Raw genomic sequence first — 22782 nt, 5'->3', positions numbered from 1 at the left:
GCTATAATATTGGGCTAAACCATAGCTCCCCATATGCAGCTTCTAACGATCGGAATCAATCACCACACTGCGCCCGTCGCCTTGCGCGAACGCGTGGCGTTTCCGCTCGAACAGATCAAGCCTGCACTGGACACCTTCAAGAGCGTCTGGCTTGGCCGCACCGCCCGCACGGCGCCGGAAGCGGCGATTCTGTCCACCTGCAATCGCACCGAACTCTACTGCGCGACCGACGACCAGGCCGCGCGAGAAGCCGCGATCGAGTGGTTCTCGAAGTACCACAACCTGCCCGTCAACGAACTTGCGCCGCATGTCTATGCGCTGCCGCAGTCGGAAGCCGTGCGCCACGCGTTCCGCGTCGCATCGGGACTCGATTCGATGGTGCTGGGCGAGACGCAAATCGTCGGACAAATGAAGGATGCGGTACGCACGGCGTCTGAAGCCGGTGCGCTCGGCACCTATCTGAACCAGCTGTTCCAGCGCACCTTCGCCGTTGCGAAGGAAGTGCGCAGCACGACTGAAATCGGCGCGCAGTCGGTTTCCATGGCGGCGGCCGCCGTGCGGCTCGCGCAGCGGATTTTCGACAAGGTGTCGAACCAGCGCGTGCTGTTCATCGGCGCGGGCGAAATGATCGAGCTGTGCGCTACGCACTTCGCCGCGCAGCAGCCACGTGAACTCGTCGTCGCCAATCGCACCGCCGAGCGCGGCACCCGCCTCGCCGAACGCTTCAACGGCCGGGCCATTCCGCTCTCGGAACTGCCCGCGCGCATGCACGAGTTCGACATCATCGTGTCGTGTACCGCTTCCACCCTGCCGATCATCGGTCTGGGCGCGGTCGAGCGGGCCGTGAAAGCGCGCCGTCACCGGCCGATTTTCATGGTCGATCTGGCCGTGCCGCGCGACATCGAACCCGAAGTCGGACAGCTCGAAGACGTGTTCCTGTACACCGTAGACGACCTCGGCGCGCTCGTGCGCGAAGGCAATGCGTCGCGGCAAGCCGCGGTCGCCCAAGCTGAAGCGATTATCGAGACGCGCGTGCAGAATTTCATGCAATGGCTCGACGCGCGCAGCATCGTGCCGGTGATCCGCCACATGCATACGCAGGCCGACGTGCTGCGTCGCGCCGAAGTCGAACGCGCGCAGAAAATGCTCGCGCGCGGCGACGACCCGGCAGCGGTACTCGAAGCGCTGTCGCAATCGCTCACCAATAAATTGATCCACGGGCCGACGCACGCGCTCAATCGCGCGAGCAGCGACAACCGTGACACGCTCATCGAACTGATGAGCGGCTTCTACAAACACTCCGGTTCTTCGGAGCGTTAGCGGCGCAGCCCCCGCCGCGCGGTTCGCGTGCGTCACCCGAAGGTGGCCCGCGACATGCTTCTGACCAGGGCATCTGCCCACTCCTCTAGTTGCCGTCCTTGCCGGAGTCCGCTCCGAAACCCGTCCGATGAAAACGAGCATGCAACGCAAGCTCGACCAGCTCACTACCCGGCTGGCCGAACTGAACGACCTGTTGAGCCGCGAGGACGTCACCTCGAATCTCGACCAATACCGCAAGCTCACGCGTGAACACGCCGAGCTGGGACCGGTCGTCGAGCATTACGCGCTATGGCGCCAGGCGATGAACGACGCGGCGACCGCGCAGGAACTGCTGGCGGACGCATCGATGCGCGACTTCGCGGAAGACGAAATTCGCACGTCGCGCGAGCGGATGGAAAAACTCGGCGCGGAATTGCAGAAAATGCTGCTGCCGAAAGACCCCAACGACGACCGCAACATCTTCCTCGAAATCCGTGCCGGCACGGGCGGCGACGAATCCGCGCTGTTCGCCGGCGATTTGCTGCGCATGTACCTGCGCTTTGCCGAGCGCAATCGCTGGCAAGCGGAGATGATGTCGGCCAGCGAATCGGACCTCGGCGGCTATAAGGAAGTGATCGTGCGGATCGCCGGCGAAGCGGCCTATTCCAAGCTCAAGTTCGAATCGGGCGGCCACCGCGTGCAACGCGTGCCGGCCACCGAAACGCAGGGCCGCATTCACACGTCGGCGTGCACGGTCGCGGTGATGCCGGAAGCGGACGAAATCGGCGAAGTCGAAATCAATCCAGCCGATCTGCGCATCGACACGTTCCGTGCGTCGGGCGCGGGCGGCCAGCACATCAACAAGACGGATTCGGCCGTGCGCGTCACGCACTTGCCGACGGGCATCGTCGTCGAATGTCAGGACGACCGGTCGCAGCACAAGAACAAGGATCGCGCGCTGAAGGTGTTGGCCGCGCGCATCAAGGACAAGCAGTCGCACGAGCAGCAGGCGAAAGAAGCCGCAACGCGCAAGAGCCTGATCGGCTCGGGCGATCGCTCGGAGCGGATTCGCACCTACAACTTCCCACAGGGGCGTCTGACGGATCATCGGATCAATCTGACGCTGTATCGCCTCGACGCAATCATGGACGGCGATCTCGACGAGTTGATCGCAGCCTTGGTCAGCGAGCATCAGGCCGAGTTGCTGGCCTCGCTGGGCGACGCGGACTAAGCACGGATGGATCCGGTCACGCCCGCCGCGCTGTTGCGCGCCTCGCCACTGCCGCCGCTCGAAGCGCGAATTCTGCTCACGCATGTGCTCGGCTGGCGGCATACGCAATTGATTACGCGCAGCGAAGAAGCGCTCAACGGCGCGGTCGTCGAGCGATACCGGACCCTGGAAGTGCGGCGTGTCGCCGGTGAGCCGGTGGCGCAACTGGTCGGCGCGCGCGAATTTTTCGGGCTCGATTTCGAAGTGACGCCGGATGTGCTGATTCCACGTCCGGAAACCGAATTGCTGGTCGAAACGGCGTTGGCGGCGATGGAAGACATCTCGCGGCCACGCGTGCTCGATCTGGGCACCGGCACCGGCGCGATTGCCATGGCGATTGCGTCGATGCGGCCCGACGCGCAGGTTTGGGCACTGGACCGTTCCGCCGAAGCGCTGGCGGTGGCCACACGCAACGCCGCACATCTGCTGGATACCCAACGCCCCGGCGGCGCCGTGGTATTGCAGCAAAGCGACTGGTACGGCTCGCTCGACGCAGCGTTGCGCTTTAACGTAATCGTCAGCAATCCGCCCTATATCGCGAGCGGCGATCCGCATCTGTCGGAAGGCGATCTGCGCTTCGAGCCGCGCGGCGCGCTCACCGACGAAGCCGACGGTCTCAGCGCGATCCGCAAGATTGTCGCGGGCGCGCCCGCACGTTTGACCGCCAACGGCGTATTGTGGATCGAACACGGATACGATCAGGCGGAAGCCGTGCGCGACCTGCTGACGTCGCAAGGTTTTGCACACGTCCGCTCGGAGCAGGATCTTGCCGGTATTGAGCGAATCAGCGGCGGGCAGTTACCCGGCTGACCTCGATGGATGGCCTTAATCGCCGGGGTGGCAAAGCGGCTCTCGGCCGATCTTACCGAAATCCGCTATCATTTCAGCCTATTCCCTACACATAACGGAACCGCAAGGTCAGTCATGGATACGCAACAACGCATCAAGCAAATCGTCGACGAAAACAATGTCGTGCTCTTCATGAAGGGCACCGCCCAGTTCCCGATGTGCGGCTTTTCCGGCCGCGCCATCCAGATTCTGAAGGCGTGCGGCGTCGGCGAAATCAAAACCGTCAACGTGCTCGAAGACGACGAAGTCCGCCAGGGCATCAAGCATTTCTCGAACTGGCCGACCATTCCGCAGCTCTACGTGAAGGGCGAATTCGTCGGCGGCTCGGACATCATGATGGAAATGTACGAATCGGGCGAACTGCAGCAACTGTTCGCAGCGGCCTGAACGTCCGCCGTCCGAACGTTTGTTGTCCTCCGATAAGACGCCGCGAGCCATGGAAACACGTGCTGCGGCGCCACGCCGGCTGATCGTCGCGATCACCGGCGCGACCGGCGCCATCTACGGCATCCGGTTGCTCGAGACGTTGCGCAGGCTCGGCGGCGTCGAGAGCCATCTGCTGATTTCGAGCGCGGGCTGGCTCAATATCCAGCATGAACTCCGGTTGAGCAAAGAAGACGTGCATCCGCTCGCGGATGTCGTCCATTCGGTCCGCGACGTCGGCGCGAGCATCGCGTCCGGCTCGTTTGCCACCGACGGCATGGTGGTCGCCCCCTGCTCGATGAAGACGCTGGCAAGCGTCGCACACGGTTTTTCCGACAACCTGATCACCCGCGCCGCCGACGTCACGCTCAAGGAGCGTCGCCGGCTCGTGCTCCTCGTGCGCGAAACGCCGTTCAATCTCGCGCACCTGCGCAACATGACGGCCGTCACCGAAATGGGCGGTGTGATCTTTCCGCCCTTGCCTGCTTTCTATAACCAGCCGGCGACGATCGACGAAATGGTCGATCACACGGTGGCGCGCGTGTTAGATCTATTCGCGTTGGGACCCGCCATGTCGCCGGCATGGCCAGGATTGCGCGAGAGCGATTAACAACAACTGCGACACAATCAATTCCGCTTTTACCCGTTTATCAAACGTCGGTATGGACCTATATTGATAGCAACCCCACTTCCGCGCCGCGTTCCCGCGGCGGCGTTGCTGCCATGAATCGCTTACCGTCGCTTTTCCTCTCCCACGGCGCGCCTACGCTGCCGATCGACCCTGCCCTGCCGTCCACCGAATTCGGCTCGCTATCGGCGCAATTGCCGCGCGCTGAAGCCGTGCTGATGCTGTCGGCACATTGGGGCACGGCGCAGCCTGTGGCGAGCACGTCCACGGCGCCGGAAACCATCCACGATTTCTATGGGTTCCCGCGTCAGTTGTATGAAATTCAATATCCGGCTCCGGGCGCGCCCGACGTGGCGCGCCGTGCCGCTGTGCTGCTCGGTGAACACGGCATCCTCACCACCACCCAGCCGCATGGGCTCGACCACGGTGCGTGGGTGCCGATGCTGCTGATGTTCCCGGAAGCCGACCTGCCGGTCGCACAGTTGTCGATCCAGCCGCACATCGACGCCGCCCATCACTTCCGTGTGGGTCGCGCGTTGCGCTCGCTGAAAGACGATGGCGTGATGGTGATCGGCTCGGGTCAGATCACGCACAACCTGCGCGCTGCGGATTTTTCCGCGCGCCCCGAAGACGCCGATCCGCGCGTGGCCGAATTCACCGACTGGTTCGAGGCCAGGCTCGCCGCGCATGACATTGACGCGTTGCTCGACTACCGCCGTCAGGCGCCGCATGCGGTGCTGATGCATCCGACCGACGAACACCTGCTCCCCGTATTCGCGGCGCTAGGTGCGGCGGACGATGATTATTCGCTGGCGATCCAGTCGCTCGGAACCTATCAGCGCTCGCTCGCCATGACGAATTACGTGTTCGGCACTGCCTGACTCAACGCCAACCCAACGCCAACCGCAGCGTCGGACCACGATCGAGGCGCAGTAAACAAAGCCGCCTGAGAAATGAACTGCACCCCAAAAGTTGGACACTCGCCCAACGATTTGGGGTGCAGCTCACAACTCAGGCAGGCTTTTTTCGTGCTTTGCCGGACAATGTCGATCCGACTGTCCGACGACCCGGCGCGAGACTCAGCGCAGCAACTTAATGTGCGCCCATGCCCTCGAGCACTTCGTCGTGCGTCTGACGCTCTTCCAGGTATTCCGAGCGATAGCCGCTATTCACGCCCCAGTAGTAGAACACCAGCGAAAACGCGATCACCACCAGCATGTCCCAGCCATACGGCAGAATGCCGCGGCCGCCGAATTCCTTGCTACCGATCAGCGACAGGATCGCCATCACCGGCAGGTAGGCCACGAGCCACCATGCAGCCTTCAGGTCACGTCCCCAGCCGCCGAAACCCGACTTCGCCTGGAAGTAGAAGTAGACCGGCAGCGCGACGACCATCAATAGAATGATTTCGCCCGTCAGCGGCCACTTCGCCCAGTACAGGATCAGCGACGCGCACACGAAAGCGAACGGCGCAATGATCTTCATGCCAACAATGTGCAGCGGGCGCTCCAGATCGGTCGCCGCGCGGCGCAGCGCCATCAGGCTGATCGGGCCAGTCAGGTACGAGATCACGGTCGCGACCGAGATCACCGCCGCCAACGAGCTCCAGCCGCGGAAGAAGAACAGGAAAATGAACGACACCAGCAGGTTGAACCACATTGCCTGACGCGGCACGCCGTAGAACGGGTGCACGTTGCCGAACATCTTCGGCATCGTGTTGTTGCGCTCCATTGCGTAGATCATGCGGGTAGTGGTCGCCATGTAGGTCGTGCCCGTGCCGCTCGGGCTGACGAATGCGTCGACGTACAGCAGGATCGCCAGCCAGTTCAGGTTCAGCGCGATCGCCAGTTCAGCGAACGGCGAGGCGAAGTTGAAGTGGCTCCAGCCCTTCATCACGTCGCTCGGGTTCACCGCGCCGATATACGCGATCTGCAGCAGCACGTAGATCACCAGCGCCAGCAGGATCGAGCCGATCACCGCGAACGGCACGCTCTTCGCCGGATTGCGCGCTTCACCGGCGAGGTTGATCGGGCTCTGGAAACCGTTGAACGCAAACACGATACCGCTCGTCGACACCGCCGTCAGCACCGCCGACCAGCCGTACGGCGCAAAGGTGCTCGCTTCGCCGAAGTTTTCCTTGTGGAAGCCCGTCAGCATCAAGCCGAGGATTGTCGCAGCCGGAATCAGGAACTTGAAGACCGTAATCGCCGAATTGGCGCGCGCGAACAGCTTCACGCCCCAGTAGTTCAGCAGGAAGTAAATGATCACGAGGGCTGCGGACAGCAACAGCCCATTGGTCGTTAATGACCCATCCACGAATAACGCATGCGCCCATGGATACGGCCAGGTGCTCATATATTGAATGGATGCTTCAGCCTCGATTGGAATCACCGAGACAATGGCGATCCAGTTGGCCCATGCACTGATGAACCCAACCAGCGCGCCGTGCGAATAGCGCGCGTAACGCACCATGCCGCCAGACTCCGGGAACATCGCGCCGAGTTCTGCGTAGGTCAAGGCAATCGCGAGAATCACAACCGCGCCGATGATCCATGCACAAATGGCAGCCGGCCCGGCAATTTTTGCAGCCTTCCACGCGCCGAACAGCCAGCCCGATCCGATGATCGAACCCAAGCCGGTCAGCAACAGCGCGACCGGTCCAATGTTCCGTTGTATAGAACTTTTCACATCTTCTCCTGTGTCGACCAGCGTTAGCGCTTTAGCACTTACTCTGGTCCCATACACCGTATGACGACCGGAGCCGGTGCTTTAGCACTGACTCCGATCCCATGCAGATTGCATCATAACCACGTCGGCACCACGTGACATCGCTTGTGGCGCTGGAGACGGGGTGACGCGCATGCATACGCGACGACTCATTCCAATGAGGTGCAACCGACGCGCGGCGCGTAGTTTAACGGTTGCACCCTCACGCTGCAGCGAAACCAAGGGTTCTCCCTGGCAAAATTTTCGGGCGAATAGCAAGCTTTGTAAGCAATTTTTACACCAATCCATCAAAACATTGTAAAAATGGGATAAGAGTGTTGACCTTCGCCCGAAATCGCCGTATAACGTTCGGGCAGGATTTCAAGCGGCGAGTGAATTGGTCTTTCGTAGTTCGCCCATCAACGGTACTCCGGTTGGTCCCATTACCCCCTTCCTTGATTTTCATGCGCACCCATTGGGCTTCGGCCTTATTTACCATCTTTAGGAACAAGTAATATGGAAACCGGTACCGTCAAGTGGTTCAATGACGCAAAGGGCTTTGGCTTCATCACGCCGGACGGCGGCGGCGAAGATCTGTTCGCGCATTTCTCGGAAATCCGCACGGAAGGCTTCAAGACGCTGCAAGAAAACCAAAAGGTTACGTTTGAAGTGAAGACGGGCCCGAAGGGCAAGCAAGCTGCTAACATCAAGCCGGTGTAAGCAAGCACGCTTCCTTCTGGACGCGAAAAACCCCGCCTCGGCGGGGTTTTTTTATATCCGTCGCAACTGAATGGCATCTACATGCGGCGATTATCTTCGCTGTATGCGATTGGTTAGTCTGGTTATCCGAACAGACGGCGCGCGTGAATACCGAGACCTGTCGCGACACTGGCGAGACGGTCTCCGAATACCGCTTTGGCACCCGGAAATGCCGCTGCCAACGCATCTGATAGAAACGCCAATCCGGTCGAGCCACCCGTGAAGTAAATCGCCTCGACGTCGCGCGGGGCTACGCCGGCCGCCTGCACCGTGTCGCGCGCCGCCTGCACGATGCGCTGCGTCTCGTCCTGGCCGGCCTTGATGAGCTGCGCTTCGTCGAATGCGAGGCGCAGGTCGTCTTCTACCTCGTCGAGGTCGATCAGGGTCTCGCCGCCTGCCGCCACGCCGATCTTCGCCTCTTCCGCATGAGCAGCCAATGCATGGCCCAAGCGGCGTTCCACGACGCGCATCAGGCGGTCGTGATGTTTGACCTGGGTAAAGAGATGCCGCATGAGCGCGAGTTCGCTGACGCGCTTCGGGGCGTAGACGGTGTTGATCAGGTGCCAGGTCGCGAGATCAAAATAGATGCGGTTCGGAATCTCGCGGCCTTCAGGGTCGAGCGTCTGATAGCCGAGTTCGCGCAGGATCGTCACCAGTTCGACGCGGCGGTCGAAATCCGTACCCGCGACGTGCACACCGTGGTGGGCCAGCACGTCGTCTTTACGCTCGACGCGCGTCATCCGCTCCGGTCCCACCCGCACCAGCGAGAAGTCCGACGTACCGCCGCCGATGTCGGCCACCAGCACGAGTCCCTCTTCGGTAAGATGCGATTCGTAGTCGAACGCGGCCGCGATCGGCTCATACTGAAAGTGAATTTCCCGCAACCCGACTGAGCGCGCCGCCGCTTCGAGCTGCTGCTGCGCCATCTGGTCCGCGCGCGGATCGTCGTCGACGAAGAACACCGGGCGGCCCAGCACGGCGCGGCTGATCGGACCGCCGGCGCTCTTCTCGGCCGAGCGCTTTAAATGGTCGACGAAAATCGCAATGATGTCCGTGTACTTGATCGCCGAGCCGTCGCCCAGATCGGTCGAATTCTCGGCGAGCGGCGAGCCGAGAATACTTTTCATCGAACGCATCAGACGGCCGTCGAAACCGTCGATGTACGCCGCCAACGCCGCGCGCCCGAACTCGCGGGTGTTCTCGTCGGTGTTGAAAAAGACGGCGGTCGGCAGCGTCGTATAGGCGCCCTCGACCGGCGCAAGCCTAAGCGCAGCGCCGTCAGGGACGGCCACGGCCGAATTGGAAGTACCGAAGTCAATCGCGCAATAGTTCATGGCAGGAATCGCCGCTCACGGCTGGCGCGGACAGAAAGGGGAGCGGCTTTGTATCACGAAAGCCCAATCAGCATCAACTGACGCTTTCAGGACGCCCGCAACACTGTCCAAATCCCGCCCGGCGGAACACAAATTGCTGAATTCGACAGGATACGCCGCCAATTTTCGGTAATCAGGAGACTCACAGCAATGAGCGCGCCGCCTACTGCCGTTATCCACGAGAAAACCGCTGCCGTCATTGACACCGACCTGCCTTCGCGGCTCGACCGTTTGCCGTGGGGACGCTTTCACTCGCTGATCGTCGTTGCACTGGGTGTCACGTGGCTGCTGGACGGTCTTGAAGTGACGCTGGCGGGCGCAGTGGCAAGTGCGTTGAAGTCTAGTCCATCGCTGCACTTTACCAACGCCGACGTGGGCCTCGCCGGCAGCGCTTATATTGCCGGCGCCGTGCTCGGCGCGCTCGGCTTCGGCTGGCTGACCGACCGGCTCGGCCGTCGCAAGCTGTTCTTCATGACGCTCGCGTTGTACCTGGCCGCCACCGCGGCGACCGCTTTGTCGTGGAATCTCGCTAGTTTCCTGCTGTTTCGCTTTCTCACCGGCGCAGGCATCGGCGGCGAATATACGGCGATCAATTCGACCATTCAGGAGTTCACGCCCGCGCGGGTGCGCGGCTGGACCGATCTCGGCATCAACGGCACCTTCTGGGTCGGCGCGGGACTCGGCGCGGCGGGCTCGCTGATCCTGCTCGATCCGAATCTGCTGCCGGGCGACTGGGGCTGGCGCGCCTGTTTCTTCATTGGCGCGGTACTGGCGCTGGGGATTCTGCCGATGCGCATCTGGTTGCCCGAAAGTCCGCGCTGGCTGCTGACGCATGGCGGTGAGCGCGATGCGCGCGCGATCGTCGAGGGCATCGAAACGCGTTTTCGCGACGAAGGCCATACACTCGCCGACGATGACCTCACGCGGCTAAAACTGCGGGCACGCGGACCTACGCCGCTACGCGAGGTGTTTCACACACTGTTCAACGTGCACCGACGGCGCGCGCTGGTCGGCCTGTCGTTGATGACCGCTCAGGCGTTCTTCTACAACGCGATCTTCTTTACCTACGCGCTGGTGCTGACCGATTTCTATCATGTGCCGGGCGACCATATCGGCTGGTATCTGTTGCCGTTCGCGCTCGGCAACTTCCTTGGACCGCTCGCGCTCGGCTGGCTCTTCGACGTAATCGGGCGACGCAAGATGATCGCTGTGACTTACGCTCTGTCCGGCATCCTGCTGACGCTAAGCGGCTACCTGTTCGAGCAGCAGATGCTCACCGTCGTGACGCAGACGATCGCCTGGATGGTGGTCTTCTTCTTCGCCTCCGCGGCAGCGAGTTCGGCGTATCTGACGGTCAGCGAATCGTTTCCGCTGGAAATCCGCGCGCTGGCGATCGCGGTGTTCTACGCGTTCGGCACAGCGCTGGGCGGCATCATCGGCCCGGCGTTCTTCGGCCGGCTGATCGACACGCATCAGCGCAGCGAAGTGTTTTTGGGCTATCTGGTCGGCTCGGGGCTGATGCTAGCCGCTGCGGTAATCGCCGCGATCTGGGGCATCGATGCGGAGCGCAAGTCGCTCGAGAATGTCGCCGCGCCGCTTTCGAGCGTCGCGGACGGCGTGCAATGAACCACGCGCCTTGAGCCTCGTGGGCTGCGGGGAACGAACCACGCGCCTTGTAGCGTCGCGGGCAATGCGGAATAAAAACGCACGGTCAGCACCGCGCGTTTTTATCACCACCAAGGCCGCAAGGCGCTCAGAACGCCTTCTTCCAGCCGCCGCCATAAGCGATGTCGGCAAGCGGCAAACGCTGACGCACCGACTTCTCGCGCTCGCGCAGCACCGGATCGAGCTTGTCGACTTCGCCGTAATGGCCGAGCGAAATGATGGCGATCACGTCGACATCATGCGGCAGCTTGAACGCCGCGCGGAACGCGTTCGGATCGAAGCCGCTCATCTGATGCGCGGCGAGACCGAGCGCATGCGCCTGCAGCACCAGCGCCATTGCCGCGGCACCCGCGTCGTACGGCGCGCAACGGTTCACTTCACCCTTGTTGGTGAGCGTATGCGTGGTCACCGCGATCAGCACCGGCGCCGGTGCATTCCAGCCCTGGTTGAACGGCACCAGTGTGGCGAAGGCCTGCTTGAACGAGACTTCATCGACACGGCGGTCGAATACGAGGAAACGCCACGGCTGCGCGTTATACGAAGACGGCGCCCAGCGTGCCGCCTCGAGCACCGAATGCAGATGCTCGCGGCTCACCGGCTCGCTCGAATACGCGCGCGGGCTCCAGCGACCTGCAATCAGCTCGTGAATGGCAACTGCGGTAGGGGCGGGTTTGTTGGTCATGCGCTTCTCTCGGTCGAAATTCATGATCGACGGGCGGCTGCCCGGGGTTTCATAGCATAACCGGGCTGAGCCGCTCGCGCTCCACCAAGTGCGCTTTAGTTTTCACGTGGGCTGCAATGGCAAACGGCCTCGTATGAGGCCGTTTGCGCTGCTTCGCTTCATTCACCGCGCGCAAGGGCGCAGCTTCATACCGCTTGCGGCTCCGGCACTTTAGCCTGCCGGTTGATCCGCAGCACGATCACGGCAGCACCCAGGCACAGGCCGCCAGAAATCATCGACGCCACCGTGTACGTGCCGAGACTCGCGCGCAGGATGCCCGCGCCGAGCGCCGCGAAGGCCGCGCCGAGCTGGTGGCCGGCGACCACCCAGCCGAACACGACCGGCGCCGCTTCCTCGCCGTAGACATCGGTCGCGAGACGCACGGTGGGTGGCACGGTGGCGATCCAGTCGAGTCCATAAAACAAGGCGAACAACGGCAGGCCGAAAAAATCGATGCCGAACGCGTGCGGCAGATACATCAGCGACAAACCGCGCAGACCGTAATACCAGAACAGCAACACGCGGCTATCGAAGCGGTCCGACAGCCAGCCCGACAGCGTCGTGCCGAACAGATCGAAGATGCCCATGGCGGCGAGCAAAGAGGCGCCCTGCACTTCGGTCATGCCGTAGTCGCCGCACATCGCGATCAGGTGCGTGCCGACGTAACCATTGGTGCTAGCGCCGCAAATAAAGAAGCTGAAGAACAACAGCCAGAAGTCACGGGTCTTGCTCGCCATGGCGAGCGTGCCGAAGGCGATGGCCAGCGGATTTTGCTTCGTCACCGAGGTGGAGACCGGTGCGTCGGCCGGTTCACCGAACGGGCGCAGTTGCATATCCGCGGGCCGCTCCGGGAGTAGAAACGCGACCAGTGGCAAGACGATCGCCGCCGCGCCCGCGACGACCCACACCACCTGGCGCCAGCCGTAATGCTCGGTGATGGCCGCGAGCATCGGCAGGAACACCAGTTGGCCGGTCGCCGAACTGGCGGTGAGAATCCCCATCACGAGGCCACGATGCGTGGTGAACCAGCGCGTCACAACGGTCGCCGACAACGACAGCGCCGCCACCCCGGTCGAGCCGCCCACCAACACGCCCCAAATCAGAACCATTTGCCACGGATGCGTCATCAGCGACGACAGCGCCACGCCCGCCGCCATCGTGCCGAGCGCGGCCAGCAAAGTCGGACGCACGCCAAAGCGCTGCATCGCCGCGGCCGCGAACGGCCCCATCAAGCCGTAGAGCGCGATGTTCACAGAGATGGCGAGCGAAATCGTCGCGCGGCTCCAGCCGAATTGATGCTCCAACGGCACCATCATCACGCTCGGCGTGGCGCGCGTTCCGGCCGCTGCCAGCAATACCAGAAACACCACCGCCACGGTCAACCAGGCGTAGTGGAAACGTCCGCCAATCAGTCTCGCCACCCAGTTCATCGGTTCTCCAATCGACTCCCGCCCCACAGGGCGCGCCGCTCGCATTGCTATGACTTTGGTAAAGGATTTGTGACAGATCAGTCACAATGAGTATTGCGATATTAGTTACTGGTCGGTAACATGTCAAGGCGTCTATTCAATTCAGGTGGCATGCCATGTCCGACAGAGAAACCCTCAAACCAGCCGCGGCACGGCGAGCGCGCGGCGCGCAGACGGCCGGCCCGGAGGCACAGCAGCATCTGTTGCGCGCCGCAGACGAACTGTTTTATCGCGAGGGTGTGCGGGCGGTCGGCGTCGACGCGGTGGTCGAGCGCGCGGGCGTGAACAAGATGAGCTTGTATCGCCAGTTTTCGTCGAAGGACGAACTGGTGATGGCGTACCTGGAGCGCAACGACGCGCAGTTTTTCAGCAACGTAGAGAAGAGCTTTGCGAAGCGTCCAGGCGAGCCGGCAAAACAGCTTCAGCAATATTTCGACGACCTGACGGTGCGCGCATCGATTGACGACTACCGCGGCTGTCCTTTCGTGAATTTATCGGTTGAGTTTCCGGACCCGGCGCATCCGGTGCGGCAATTCGTGTTCCGCACCAAGGAACGGCTGATGGCCCGGCTTCTGGAACTGACGACCGCGGCAGACGCCGATGATCCCGTAGCGCTGGCCAACGGGCTGGGTTTGATGATCGAAGGCGTGTACGCGGCCAGCCAGACCTACGGCCCGGGCTGCGGACCGATTCTTGCCGCACCGAAGGTCGCGGGCCAATTGCTCGCCGCCGCATGCGGCGCGTCACCGGCGCGTTAAGGTTTTTGCCGTCCCCTTGCGGCCAGGCGCGGATCGGTGGCGTTCCGCGCCGTTAGAATGGCGCTTTCCCCCTTTTCGCTGCTTGCCATGTCGTCGCCTGCCGAATCTCACGATGCTGTTATCGCCGCCACACGTCACTGGCTGACAGAGGCCGTGATTGGGCTCAATCTGTGCCCTTTTGCCAAGGCCGTGCATGTAAAGGGGCAGATTCGCTATGCCGTGAGCGACGCGGTGGATATGGAGGGGGTGTTAACCGATCTCGAAACCGAGATTCAGGCGCTCGTCGCGGCGAATCCTGAAGCGGTGGATACCACGCTTCTGGTTTTACCGCAGGCGCTCGGCGATTTTCTCGACTATAACGACTGCCTGTTTTTTGCCGAAAGGATGATCAAGCAACTTCGGCTGGAAGGCATTATTCAGATTGCCAGCTTTCACCCTCATTATCAGTTTGAAGGCAGTGAACCCGACGATATCGAGAATTATACGAATCGGGCGCCCTATCCTATTTTGCATCTGCTTCGCGAGGATAGTATTGAACGGGCGGTTCAGGCTTTTCCCGACGCGGAAGCCATTTATGGGCGGAATCAGGAGACCCTTCGGCGGATCGGTCTTAAAGGCTGGAACGATCTGATGAAAATGTAGTTCGCGCGGTGGCTATCAAAAAGCCACCGCCGCAGAACAGATCAGGCAGAGACAAAAAATCTTTCTTTCAGCTCTTCGATCCCGAGCGTTTCCATCACTTCGTTGAGCCTCTCGGCTGGCCGCCGCCTCGGCAGATCCTTGAACTGAGCAATGATCAGTTCATTCTTCATGGAATGCTCCCACCCGACTAACTCGGTCACGCTCACCTGATATCCATGTGCTTCCAGCTGCAAGCAGCGCAGCACGTTAGTAATCTGGCTTCCAAATTCCCGGGTATGCAGCGGATGCCGCCATATCTCGGTTAAGGCATTTCCCAGCGATTTACCCTTGTTTTGCCGTAGAACCCCCGCCACCTCAGCCTGGCAACACGGCACGACCACGATGTACTTCGCATGCTTTTCCAGAGCAAACCGAAGCGCGTCGTCAGTCGCGGTATTGCACGCATGCAGCGCCGTCACGATATCGATCTGCGCCGGCAAACGATCCGACGTAATCGATTCCGCCACCGACAAATTCAGGAACGACATCCCCTTGAAGCCCAGCCGGTCGGCCAGTTCCTCGGATTTCGTCACGAGATCCTCGCGCGTCTCGATGCCGTATATGTGCGACGCCCCACCAGCGGCGCCCTGAAACTCCTTGAAGAACAGGTCATACAGGATAAAACCTAGGTATGACTTGCCCGCGCCGTGATCGACGAGCGTCACCGCGCCCTGCTGGTCCTTGAGGTCTTTCAGCAGCGGCTCGATGAACTGGAACAGGTGGTAGACCTGCTTTAGCTTGCGGCGGCTGTCCTGGTTCAGCTTGCCGTCGCGCGTCAGGATATGGAGCTCCTTCAACAGCTCGACGGATTGGTTCGGACGGATTTCGTGGGTTTTGCTGGACATCGTGGGGGACCGCCATCGATTGCACCGCGAACGTGCGACAGATGACGGAAAAAAGGAAAAGTTGCTGCCAGTTTACCCAAAGCGCGGGCCGCTCACCTAAGGAGCCGCGTCGACCATGCGAGAAACGCCACAAACCTGGAACACTTCCTGCTCGAAAAGCGGTATGCGGAACGTTTCCGACGTGGCTTGAAAACATCTTGCGGGCCGGCTCAACGATGGCGTAAGCCGTGTCGCGCATAACAACAGGCTGTCGGCCGTGGCGTGGAGCACGTGAACCGAATGCATGTGGGGAAGACGGTCCCGGAACACGGACCGAACGTTACGTAACCGGCAGCGCGCCGCGATCTCAAACGGACGCGCGCCTGGATAATAGAAGAGGCTGCAATGGACACGGTACCCAACGGAAACGTCGAGCAGAAATTTCAGGAAATGCTCGCGAAGCTCACCGCCGCGCCCGCGTGGTCGGAAAAGCAGCAGCTCGAACTGGAGATGGCACGTGACATTTCCACCGAAATGCTGCGGCTGGCCGAAGTCATACGCGATGGCAGCATCGACATGGAAACGTGCCTGACGATGCTCAAGTACGCGAAAGTGCTCGACTTCGTGATGACGACGCTCGCTTCGCGTCGCGACATCAAACCGCAAACGCTGCGGGTCATTTTCAAGCTGGCCGGCCTGAAGGTGGATGAGGCTTACCCCAGCTAAGGACGTCCACGCAACGCCGCGACCCGTTCGAGCGGCTCGACGCAGCTCGAACTGATCAGCCGGCCTCCGTCCTCAGGGAGACGGAAAACAATCACGCGCGCGGCGCCTCAGCCGGCGGCGTGCCATCATGAAACAGCGTCTTGAGTTGCGAGCGCAGTTCCGGCGAGTCCGTATGTTTGTGCACCGTCACGGCATGTTGCACGGCCGCGTCGAGCAATTCGCTCTCGCTGTCGGCGGATAGGGCAACCGTGCAATTCATTTCGCTCGGAAACTCGCGACAGTCGATGTATTTGCGAGTCATGACAGTCTCCTTGATCAAACGTCAAAACATCCAGACAAACAGCAGGCGCGCAAACCACGCCGCCAGCCGCAACGCGGCAGCATTGGCAACGTCGGGCGAAATGAGAGCGGTGGGCTAGTTCGACGCGGGAAGGACGCGGACTACGTCCGATGGAAGGTGTTTGAAAAGTATAGTTCGCGCGGGGGGATTGCAAAGAAACGAGCGCAAACTGGACGGATACGAAACCGCCCGAACCCAGCGTTTTTCAGCCGGCTGATCCCGCATGCGGCCGCCCGTTTGCCCTGCGCTGCCCGCGGTGTGAAAATAGCGCCCTTCGCGCCGCCCGATCGTCAGATCAAGCCGGCGCGCCGCCCCTCCGCTCATCCGCAGGACCGCATGTCATCCTCCTTCGATTCCGCCCGCGTCGCCGTGATCGGCGGCGGCCCCGCTGGCTTGATGGCCGCCGAGGCGCTCGCCCGGCACGGCGTACAGGTCGACGTCTACGACGCGATGCCATCAGTGGGCCGCAAATTCCTGATGGCAGGCAAAGGCGGCATGAACATCACGCATTCGGAACCGCTCGAAGCGTTTCTTGGCCGCTATGGCGCGCGCCGCGAACAGATCGCGCCATTACTCGACACGTTCGGTCCCGACGCCTTGCGAGCATGGTTGCATGGGCTGGGCGTTGAAACGTTCGTCGGCAGTTCGGGACGGGTTTTTCCGACCGATATGAAAGCGGCGCCGATGTTGCGTGCGTGGCTGCATCGGTTGAGAGAAGCCGGCGTGCGCTTTCACATGCGCCACAAGTGGACCGGCTGGGACAACGATGGCGACGGCACCGCCGCGCACACGTTGCGCTTCGCAACACCCGGCGGCGAGCAACGCGTGAGCTGCGAAGCCGTGGTGTTCGCACTCGGCGGCGCAAGCTGGCCGCGGCTTGGATCGGACGCCGCCTGGGTGCCGCTGCTGAGCGCGCGCGAGGTGCCGGTGGCGCCATTGCAGCCCGCGAACTGCGGCTTCGACGCGGACTGGAGCCCGTATCTGCGCGAGCGTTTCGCCGGTCAGCCGGTCAAATCCGTGGCCATCACACTCACCGGCGTAGACAATAAAGTCCACAATCGACAAGGTGAAGCACTTCTGACAGAAACGGGCCTCGAAGGGAGCCTGATTTACGCGCTTTCGGCTGTTATCCGGGAGCGGATTCTTGCCGACGGCGACGTCACCATTGCGCTGGATCTCGCGCCAGGCTTGACGTTGGAGCGTGTCGTGGCCGAGGTCACGCGACCGCGCGGCTCGCGTTCCATGTCGACTCACCTGAACGGCAGAATCGGTATTAGCGGCGTAAAACTGGCCTTGCTGCATGAAATTCTGTCGAAAGAAGCTTTCGCCGATGCGAACGGTCTTGCGCACGCGATCAAGGCGCTGCCGGTGCGGCTCATGCGCGCCCGGCCTATTGCAGAAGCGATCAGCACCGCTGGCGGCATTCCCTTTGAAGCGCTCGACAAGCATTTGATGATCGAGCGTCTGCCCGGTGCGTTCTGCGCGGGCGAAATGCTCGACTGGGAAGCGCCGACTGGCGGTTATCTGCTCACCGCCTGCTTCGCCAGCGGGCTGGCGGCCGGACGCGGCGCACTAGCTTATCTCGAGACGCGCGGCGCGCCGGCTTGACACGCCGAGCTTTAGCGGCGCCTTATTGCGCGCTGTTGCGCATCACTGCGTTCCATCGCGCGTCATCATTAGCGCGCCTTCAGACGCCACAACGACGTCACTTCAGCCACGCGCGCCGTATGCAGGGCGTCGGTTTCATCGGTCGACTTCGGGTGCCGCGGACGGATATCCTCGCGCCCCACCACCATCAGCCCAGCTTTTTCAATGGCGGCAAGCAGCCACTCGCGCGTACGCAAGCCGAGGTGCTCAGCAAAATCCGACATGATCAGCCAGCCTTCTCCGCCTGGCGACAAATGTTCCGCCAGGCCGTTCAGAAAACCGAGCAGCATACGGCTTTCCGAGTCATAGATTGCGTATTCGATCGGTGATGCGGGCCGCGCCGGCACCCACGGCGGATTGCAGACCACCAGCGGTGCGCGGCCTTCCGGAAACAGATCCGCCTGCACGACCTCGACTTGCTGATCGTAGCCAAGACGCGTGAGGTTTTCTCGCGCGCAGGCAAGCGCTCGCGGGTCCTGATCGGTCGCGACGATTTTCTTCACGCCGCGTTTGGCGAGCAGCGCGGCCAGCACGCCGGTGCCGGTGCCGATATCGAACGCCTTGTTCAACGACGGCAACGGCGTGCACGCGACCAGATCCACATATTCGCCGCGCACCGGCGAAAACACGCCGTAGTGCGGATGGACGCGCTCGCCCAGCACGGGAATTTCCACGCCCTTCTTGCGCCACTCGTGCGCACCGATCAGCCCGAGCAATTCGCGCAGCGACACGACCGAGGCTTCGTCGGTCGACGGCCCATAGGTTTCGATGCAGGCCTGCTGCACTTCAGGCGCGCGGCGCAGCGGGATGCCGTAAGCGGCGTCGAGCGGGATCAGAATCATGCCGAGCGTGCGGGCACGTTGCGACTGTGCCTGGCGATGCAGGTTGAACGCGTCGAGCGGCGTTTCGCCCTGCTTGCGCGGCTTGCGCTCCAGCCGGCGCGTGACCGCCTGCAGCAGTTGGCGGGCGTTCTGAAAATCGCCGTTCCACAGCAGAGCCGTCCCTTCGCATGCGAGGCGATAGGCTGAGTCGGCAGTAGTACGGTCGTCCGCGACGACGACGCGTTTAGGTGGCGGCACCGCGGCTTCGGAGCGCCAACGCGCAGTGCGGGGGCCGTCGGCTTCGGGCCAGGTGATGGTTGCGGGGCTGGTCATGATGAAGGTGGGGTCTGTGTTGCGGGAGTGACGCGGTGAAACGTCGCGTCGTCGGGGGGCATTGCCCGCCGGAGTGATTCTTTCGATGCCGACTGACGCCCGAATAGTACCTCTCCCGGCTGGGTTCGCGGGGGCGCAATTCACTATCGTTGCGTGGTCCAGGGGCCCGCTCCCGGCATGCGCTGCGGCGATCAGGCGCAATTGACACGGACGGCGCTCAAAACTACGGTCTGATCGATATCGGACAACGGAGTGTTTATGATCAGCCTGACACCTGAAGATTTGCGCTACCACACCCTGACAAAGGGATTCAATCTGCGCTGGCCTGCCACCGACGCCCAGGCAGCCGCGCGCATCGAATTGTGCGAGAGCATGGAGGACGTTGCCACTGCGTTGCAACGCTGTGTCAACACGGGATCCCGGCCAACGATTCGCAGCGGCGGCCACTGCTACGAAGACTTCGTTTCGAACAATCCCGGCGGCACCGTGCTCGATCTGAGCCTCCTGAGCGGCGCGAGAGTTGACCGGGATGGGAGTTTTCGCATCGCCGCCGGCACGCAAAACTGGAATGGTTATCAGGATCTGTATAAGCGCCACGGTGTCACGCTGCCCGGCGGCTCATGCTATTCGGTCGGCGCAGGCGGACACATCTCCGGCGGTGGCTACGGCTTGCTGTCGCGGCTGCACGGACTGACCGTCGACTGGTTGACGGGCGTGGATATCGTCACCGTCGATGCACATGGCGAAGTCCTGCCACGCAGCGTCGACGCAAAGCGCGATCCGGATCTGTTCCGGGCATGCAGGGGCGCTGGTGGCGGCAACTTCGGCGTGGTGACCGAATACGCGTTTGCACAGCTGCCGCGCGCGCCTTCCGAGGTTGCCATCGCCAGCGTCGCGTTCGATTGGGCGGACATGAACGAGGCGCGCTTCACTGCCTTGTTGCGTGCGTACGGCGAATATTGGGAAACGCGAGGCACCCAACCGGACACGTGGGGCCTGTTCTCATTGCTCACGCTCACCCATCGCTCGGCCGGTCAGATCGTGCTGCTCAGCCAGTTTTGCAACCCGGACGGCACGTGCCGTGACCTCACGGTACTGAACGACTTCCTCGAGCGCTTTCAGGCGTGCGCTCCGGTGCCGATCACCGCCGCGCCGCCCAGCTACGGCACGGCGCACCCGTCGGGCGGACAGCGGTTGTGCTCCCAATCGCACAGCGTGACACGCTATGACTGGCTGACCGCGACGCAGATTCTGAACGGCTCCGGGCCTAACCAACGCGGCAAGTACAAGTCGGCTTATATGAAGCACAACTTCACGGCGCATGAGATCGCGCGCCTGTACACGTGCCTCACGCAAAATGTGGCGGGGCTTGATTTGAGCCAGTCGCTGGTTCAGGTGAATTCGTACGGCGGCGCCATCAACCGCGCCGAACTTGCCGGCACGACCGCTGTTGCACAGCGCGCCTCGATCATGAAACTGCAATATCAGACCTACTGGAGTTCGCCGCAAGACGACGCGGCTCATGTGCGCTGGCTTGGCGATCTGTATCGCGCCGTCTATTCGGCGCAGGACGGTATGGATCGGCGTTATGACGGCACGCCTTATCCGGGCGAGCACTACGAGGGCTGCTATATCAACTACCCCGACGCCGACATGCTCGGGTACCCGTTCTGGCCGCAACTGTATTACGGGGACGGAGGGCTCTATGCGTTTCTGCAAGACGTGAAACGCCGGTACGATCCGAACAACATTTTTCATCACGCGATGTCGATACGGCCGGGCTCCCCCCGGAGAGGATTGCCAGTGCACCTCACCGGCGTGCCAGGTGATCGCCGCGCGACGGATTCGTAGACAAAAATGTCCAACATCGACAAGGTGAAAGAGATCCGGGAAAATGGAGCGCCTTTCACTTCGCATGCGCACGCCGCCGACATGACGGCATGCGTTATGTGGAAACCGTCAAACCCTTGGCTAGCAAGCCGCGCGCGGCATTCCACGTCTCGGCCGCGGCCGTGCTAAAACAATTTTCGAACGCCGATTGCGCTTCAACGCATTGTCCGTCGTGGTGACGGACGTTTTCCGAACGTTTTCCGAATGTTTAACGCGCCCCGACCGTCGCCCGAAATAAAAAAACGGGTTTCTGAAAATTTCAGAAACCCGTTTTCGTACTACTGGTGCCGGCTGCAGGACTCGAACCCGCCACCTCATGATTACAAGTCAAGCGCTCTACCTGATGAGCTAAGCCGGCATGAGGCCGTGATTCTACTTCATTTCACGATCTTAAGGCGAGCCCTTCCGCCGCCTTTCGTTCCATCGTCGTCAGGCTGCGGGCTGTTGGTCGCGCTATCCGCCTTGGCGGAGGCGGCATCAGCAGTGGAAGACGACGTTTCGACCGCACGCGGCGCCACGCTGACGACGGGCGCAGCCGGCGGTTCGGTTTCGTCCGCCAGTTCCGCGTCGGCGCCTGAATCCTGCGCCTCGCCGCCTGCCGACTCGACAGGGAACGCCATGCCCTGCCCATTTTCGCGCGCGTAGATCGCGAGAATATTTGCGATCGGCACTTCGATCTTGTGCGACTTGCCGGAGAAGCGTGCGCTGAACTCGATCCATTCGTTGCCCATCTGCAACTGGCTGGTCGCCTCGAAGCTGATGTTCAACACGATCTCATTATCGCGCACGAACTGACGCGGCACGCGCGTCTGATTGTCGACCCGGACCGCAATATGCGGCGTGTAGCCATTATCCGTGCACCACTCGTACAGCGCGCGCAGCAGATAAGGCTTGGTGGAAGTCTCTTGCATCAACAGTCCTCTTACCGGGTTGGGGCGCACACGGAAAACCATCGAGACGCGGCGCCCTCACCCCAAAGCCAAACTCAACGACGCATCACCTTTTCCGAAGGCGTCAGCGCTTCAATATAAGCCGGGCGGCTGAAAATGCGCTCGGCGTACTTCATCAGCGGTGCAGCGTTCTTCGACAGCTCGATGCCGTAGTGATCCAGACGCCACAGCAACGGCGCAATCGCGACGTCCAGCATCGAGAACTCTTCGCCGAGCATGTACTTGTTCTTCAGGAAGATCGGTGCGAGCTGCGTGAGGCGATCGCGGATCGCGAGACGCGCCTTCTCGTGATTCTTCTCAGCGGCCTTGCCCTTTTCGTTTTCGAGCGTGCCGACGTGAACGAACAGTTCCTTTTCGAAGTTCAGCAGGAACAGACGGGCGCGGGCGCGCTGAACCGGATCGGCCGGCATCAGTTGCGGGTGCGGGAAGCGCTCGTCAATGTACTCGTTGATGATGTTCGATTCGTACAGAATCAGGTCCCGTTCCACGAGAATCGGCACCTGACCATACGGATTCATCACAGCGATGTCTTCCGGCTTGTTAAACAGGTCGACGTCGCGGATCTCGAAGTCCATGCCCTTTTCGAACAACACCAGCCGGCAGCGCTGGGAGAACGGGCAAGTTGTGCCGGAATACAGAACCATCATGTT

General features: G+C 61.7%; 22 protein-coding genes and 1 tRNA gene. 13 read left to right on the top strand and 10 right to left on the bottom strand.

Going from position 1 to position 22782, the window contains the following annotated elements; translation table 11 throughout:
- The first annotated feature begins 33 nt into the window (after positions 1-33).
- From hemA to P3T22_RS25550, 6 genes are all read left to right on the top strand, one after another.
- Positions 34-1320 carry a glutamyl-tRNA reductase gene (hemA, locus tag P3T22_RS25575; protein ID WP_429326500.1) on the top strand — a complete coding sequence of 429 codons (1287 nt, stop codon included), beginning with the start codon at positions 34-36 and terminating at the stop codon, positions 1318-1320.
- A 127-nt stretch (positions 1321-1447) separates the two neighbouring features.
- Positions 1448-2530: a peptide chain release factor 1 gene (gene prfA / locus P3T22_RS25570; protein WP_063497471.1), complete on the top strand. Its 1083-nt coding sequence runs from the start codon at positions 1448-1450 to the stop codon at positions 2528-2530.
- A gap of 6 nt (positions 2531-2536) precedes the next feature.
- Positions 2537-3379 carry a peptide chain release factor N(5)-glutamine methyltransferase gene (gene prmC, locus P3T22_RS25565; RefSeq protein ID WP_063497472.1) on the top strand — a complete coding sequence of 281 codons (843 nt, stop codon included), beginning with the start codon at positions 2537-2539 and terminating at the stop codon, positions 3377-3379.
- A 114-nt stretch (positions 3380-3493) separates the two neighbouring features.
- Entirely contained in the window at positions 3494-3805 is a 312-nt protein-coding gene (gene grxD / locus P3T22_RS25560) for a Grx4 family monothiol glutaredoxin (protein WP_063497473.1), read from the top strand.
- A gap of 49 nt (positions 3806-3854) precedes the next feature.
- The gene (locus P3T22_RS25555; RefSeq protein WP_063497474.1) at positions 3855-4451 is read left to right on the top strand and encodes a UbiX family flavin prenyltransferase; all 597 of its coding nucleotides are present in this window, start codon (positions 3855-3857) and stop codon (positions 4449-4451) included.
- Positions 4452-4564: 113 nt separating this feature from the next.
- Positions 4565-5350, top strand: coding sequence for a DODA-type extradiol aromatic ring-opening family dioxygenase (locus tag P3T22_RS25550; RefSeq protein ID WP_429326499.1), 786 nt, complete (start codon positions 4565-4567; stop codon positions 5348-5350).
- Between the two features lie 211 nt (positions 5351-5561).
- Here the strand turns inward: P3T22_RS25550 and P3T22_RS25545 are convergent, their stop codons facing one another.
- Positions 5562-7157, bottom strand: coding sequence for an APC family permease (locus P3T22_RS25545; protein WP_063497476.1), 1596 nt, complete (start codon positions 7155-7157; stop codon positions 5562-5564).
- A gap of 534 nt (positions 7158-7691) precedes the next feature.
- Between P3T22_RS25545 and P3T22_RS25540 the strand changes: the two genes are divergently transcribed.
- Positions 7692-7895, top strand: a complete 204-nt coding sequence (locus P3T22_RS25540) for a cold-shock protein (RefSeq protein WP_007180251.1) — start codon at positions 7692-7694, stop codon at positions 7893-7895.
- A gap of 122 nt (positions 7896-8017) precedes the next feature.
- On the opposite strand, the gene P3T22_RS25535 is transcribed toward P3T22_RS25540, so the two are convergent.
- Positions 8018-9268 carry an Hsp70 family protein gene (locus tag P3T22_RS25535; protein ID WP_063497477.1) on the bottom strand — a complete coding sequence of 417 codons (1251 nt, stop codon included), beginning with the start codon at positions 9266-9268 and terminating at the stop codon, positions 8018-8020.
- Between the two features lie 189 nt (positions 9269-9457).
- Here P3T22_RS25535 and P3T22_RS25530 point away from each other — a divergent pair, with 189 nt between their 5' ends.
- A complete protein-coding gene (locus P3T22_RS25530) occupies positions 9458-10933 on the top strand; it encodes an MFS transporter (protein WP_429326498.1) in 1476 nt (491 codons plus the stop codon).
- Between the two features lie 127 nt (positions 10934-11060).
- Here the strand turns inward: P3T22_RS25530 and P3T22_RS25525 are convergent, their stop codons facing one another.
- A complete protein-coding gene (locus tag P3T22_RS25525; protein WP_181448383.1) occupies positions 11061-11654 on the bottom strand; it encodes a nitroreductase family protein in 594 nt (197 codons plus the stop codon).
- A gap of 185 nt (positions 11655-11839) precedes the next feature.
- A complete protein-coding gene (locus tag P3T22_RS25520) occupies positions 11840-13123 on the bottom strand; it encodes an MFS transporter (protein WP_063497480.1) in 1284 nt (427 codons plus the stop codon).
- 155 nt (positions 13124-13278) lie between these two features.
- Here P3T22_RS25520 and P3T22_RS25515 point away from each other — a divergent pair, with 155 nt between their 5' ends.
- On the top strand, positions 13279-13920 hold the full coding sequence (locus P3T22_RS25515) for a TetR/AcrR family transcriptional regulator (RefSeq protein WP_429326497.1): 642 nt from the start codon (positions 13279-13281) through the stop codon (positions 13918-13920).
- Positions 13921-14007: 87 nt separating this feature from the next.
- Positions 14008-14562, top strand: a complete 555-nt coding sequence (locus tag P3T22_RS25510; protein ID WP_429326522.1) for a DUF1415 domain-containing protein — start codon at positions 14008-14010, stop codon at positions 14560-14562.
- Between the two features lie 41 nt (positions 14563-14603).
- Here the strand turns inward: P3T22_RS25510 and P3T22_RS25505 are convergent, their stop codons facing one another.
- Entirely contained in the window at positions 14604-15446 is an 843-nt protein-coding gene (locus P3T22_RS25505; protein ID WP_063497482.1) for a class I SAM-dependent methyltransferase, read from the bottom strand.
- A gap of 384 nt (positions 15447-15830) precedes the next feature.
- On the opposite strand from P3T22_RS25505, the gene P3T22_RS25500 reads away from it, so the two are divergent.
- Positions 15831-16151 carry a hypothetical protein gene (locus P3T22_RS25500; protein ID WP_063497483.1) on the top strand — a complete coding sequence of 107 codons (321 nt, stop codon included), beginning with the start codon at positions 15831-15833 and terminating at the stop codon, positions 16149-16151.
- 91 nt (positions 16152-16242) lie between these two features.
- On the opposite strand, the gene P3T22_RS25495 is transcribed toward P3T22_RS25500, so the two are convergent.
- Positions 16243-16452, bottom strand: coding sequence for a DUF1059 domain-containing protein (locus tag P3T22_RS25495; protein ID WP_063497484.1), 210 nt, complete (start codon positions 16450-16452; stop codon positions 16243-16245).
- A gap of 375 nt (positions 16453-16827) precedes the next feature.
- On the opposite strand from P3T22_RS25495, the gene P3T22_RS25490 reads away from it, so the two are divergent.
- The gene (locus tag P3T22_RS25490; protein ID WP_429326496.1) at positions 16828-18099 is read left to right on the top strand and encodes a TIGR03862 family flavoprotein; all 1272 of its coding nucleotides are present in this window, start codon (positions 16828-16830) and stop codon (positions 18097-18099) included.
- A 68-nt stretch (positions 18100-18167) separates the two neighbouring features.
- Here the strand turns inward: P3T22_RS25490 and P3T22_RS25485 are convergent, their stop codons facing one another.
- Complete coding sequence (locus P3T22_RS25485) at positions 18168-19292, bottom strand: methyltransferase (protein WP_429326495.1); 1125 nt, start codon at positions 19290-19292, stop codon at positions 18168-18170.
- A 258-nt stretch (positions 19293-19550) separates the two neighbouring features.
- Between P3T22_RS25485 and P3T22_RS25480 the strand changes: the two genes are divergently transcribed.
- Positions 19551-21143 carry an FAD-binding oxidoreductase gene (locus tag P3T22_RS25480; RefSeq protein WP_429326494.1) on the top strand — a complete coding sequence of 531 codons (1593 nt, stop codon included), beginning with the start codon at positions 19551-19553 and terminating at the stop codon, positions 21141-21143.
- A 321-nt stretch (positions 21144-21464) separates the two neighbouring features.
- Here the strand turns inward: P3T22_RS25480 and P3T22_RS25475 are convergent.
- The 3 genes from P3T22_RS25475 to P3T22_RS25465 form a co-directional block, all read right to left on the bottom strand.
- A tRNA-Thr gene (locus tag P3T22_RS25475) sits at positions 21465-21540 on the bottom strand.
- 19 nt (positions 21541-21559) lie between these two features.
- Positions 21560-22093 (bottom strand): ClpXP protease specificity-enhancing factor, encoded by a 534-nt coding sequence (locus P3T22_RS25470; protein ID WP_063497487.1) that lies wholly within the window; start codon positions 22091-22093, stop codon positions 21560-21562.
- A gap of 74 nt (positions 22094-22167) precedes the next feature.
- Entirely contained in the window at positions 22168-22779 is a 612-nt protein-coding gene (locus tag P3T22_RS25465; protein WP_006052302.1) for a glutathione S-transferase N-terminal domain-containing protein, read from the bottom strand.
- Positions 22780-22782: the final 3 nt, after the last annotated feature.

Origin of the sequence: Paraburkholderia sp. GAS348 (genome assembly GCF_050434205.1) — a bacterium.
Classification (GTDB): Bacteria; Pseudomonadota; Gammaproteobacteria; order Burkholderiales; family Burkholderiaceae; genus Paraburkholderia.
The sequence above is the reverse complement of the archived record's forward strand: the minus strand, read 5'-3'. Positions and strand labels throughout refer to the sequence as shown.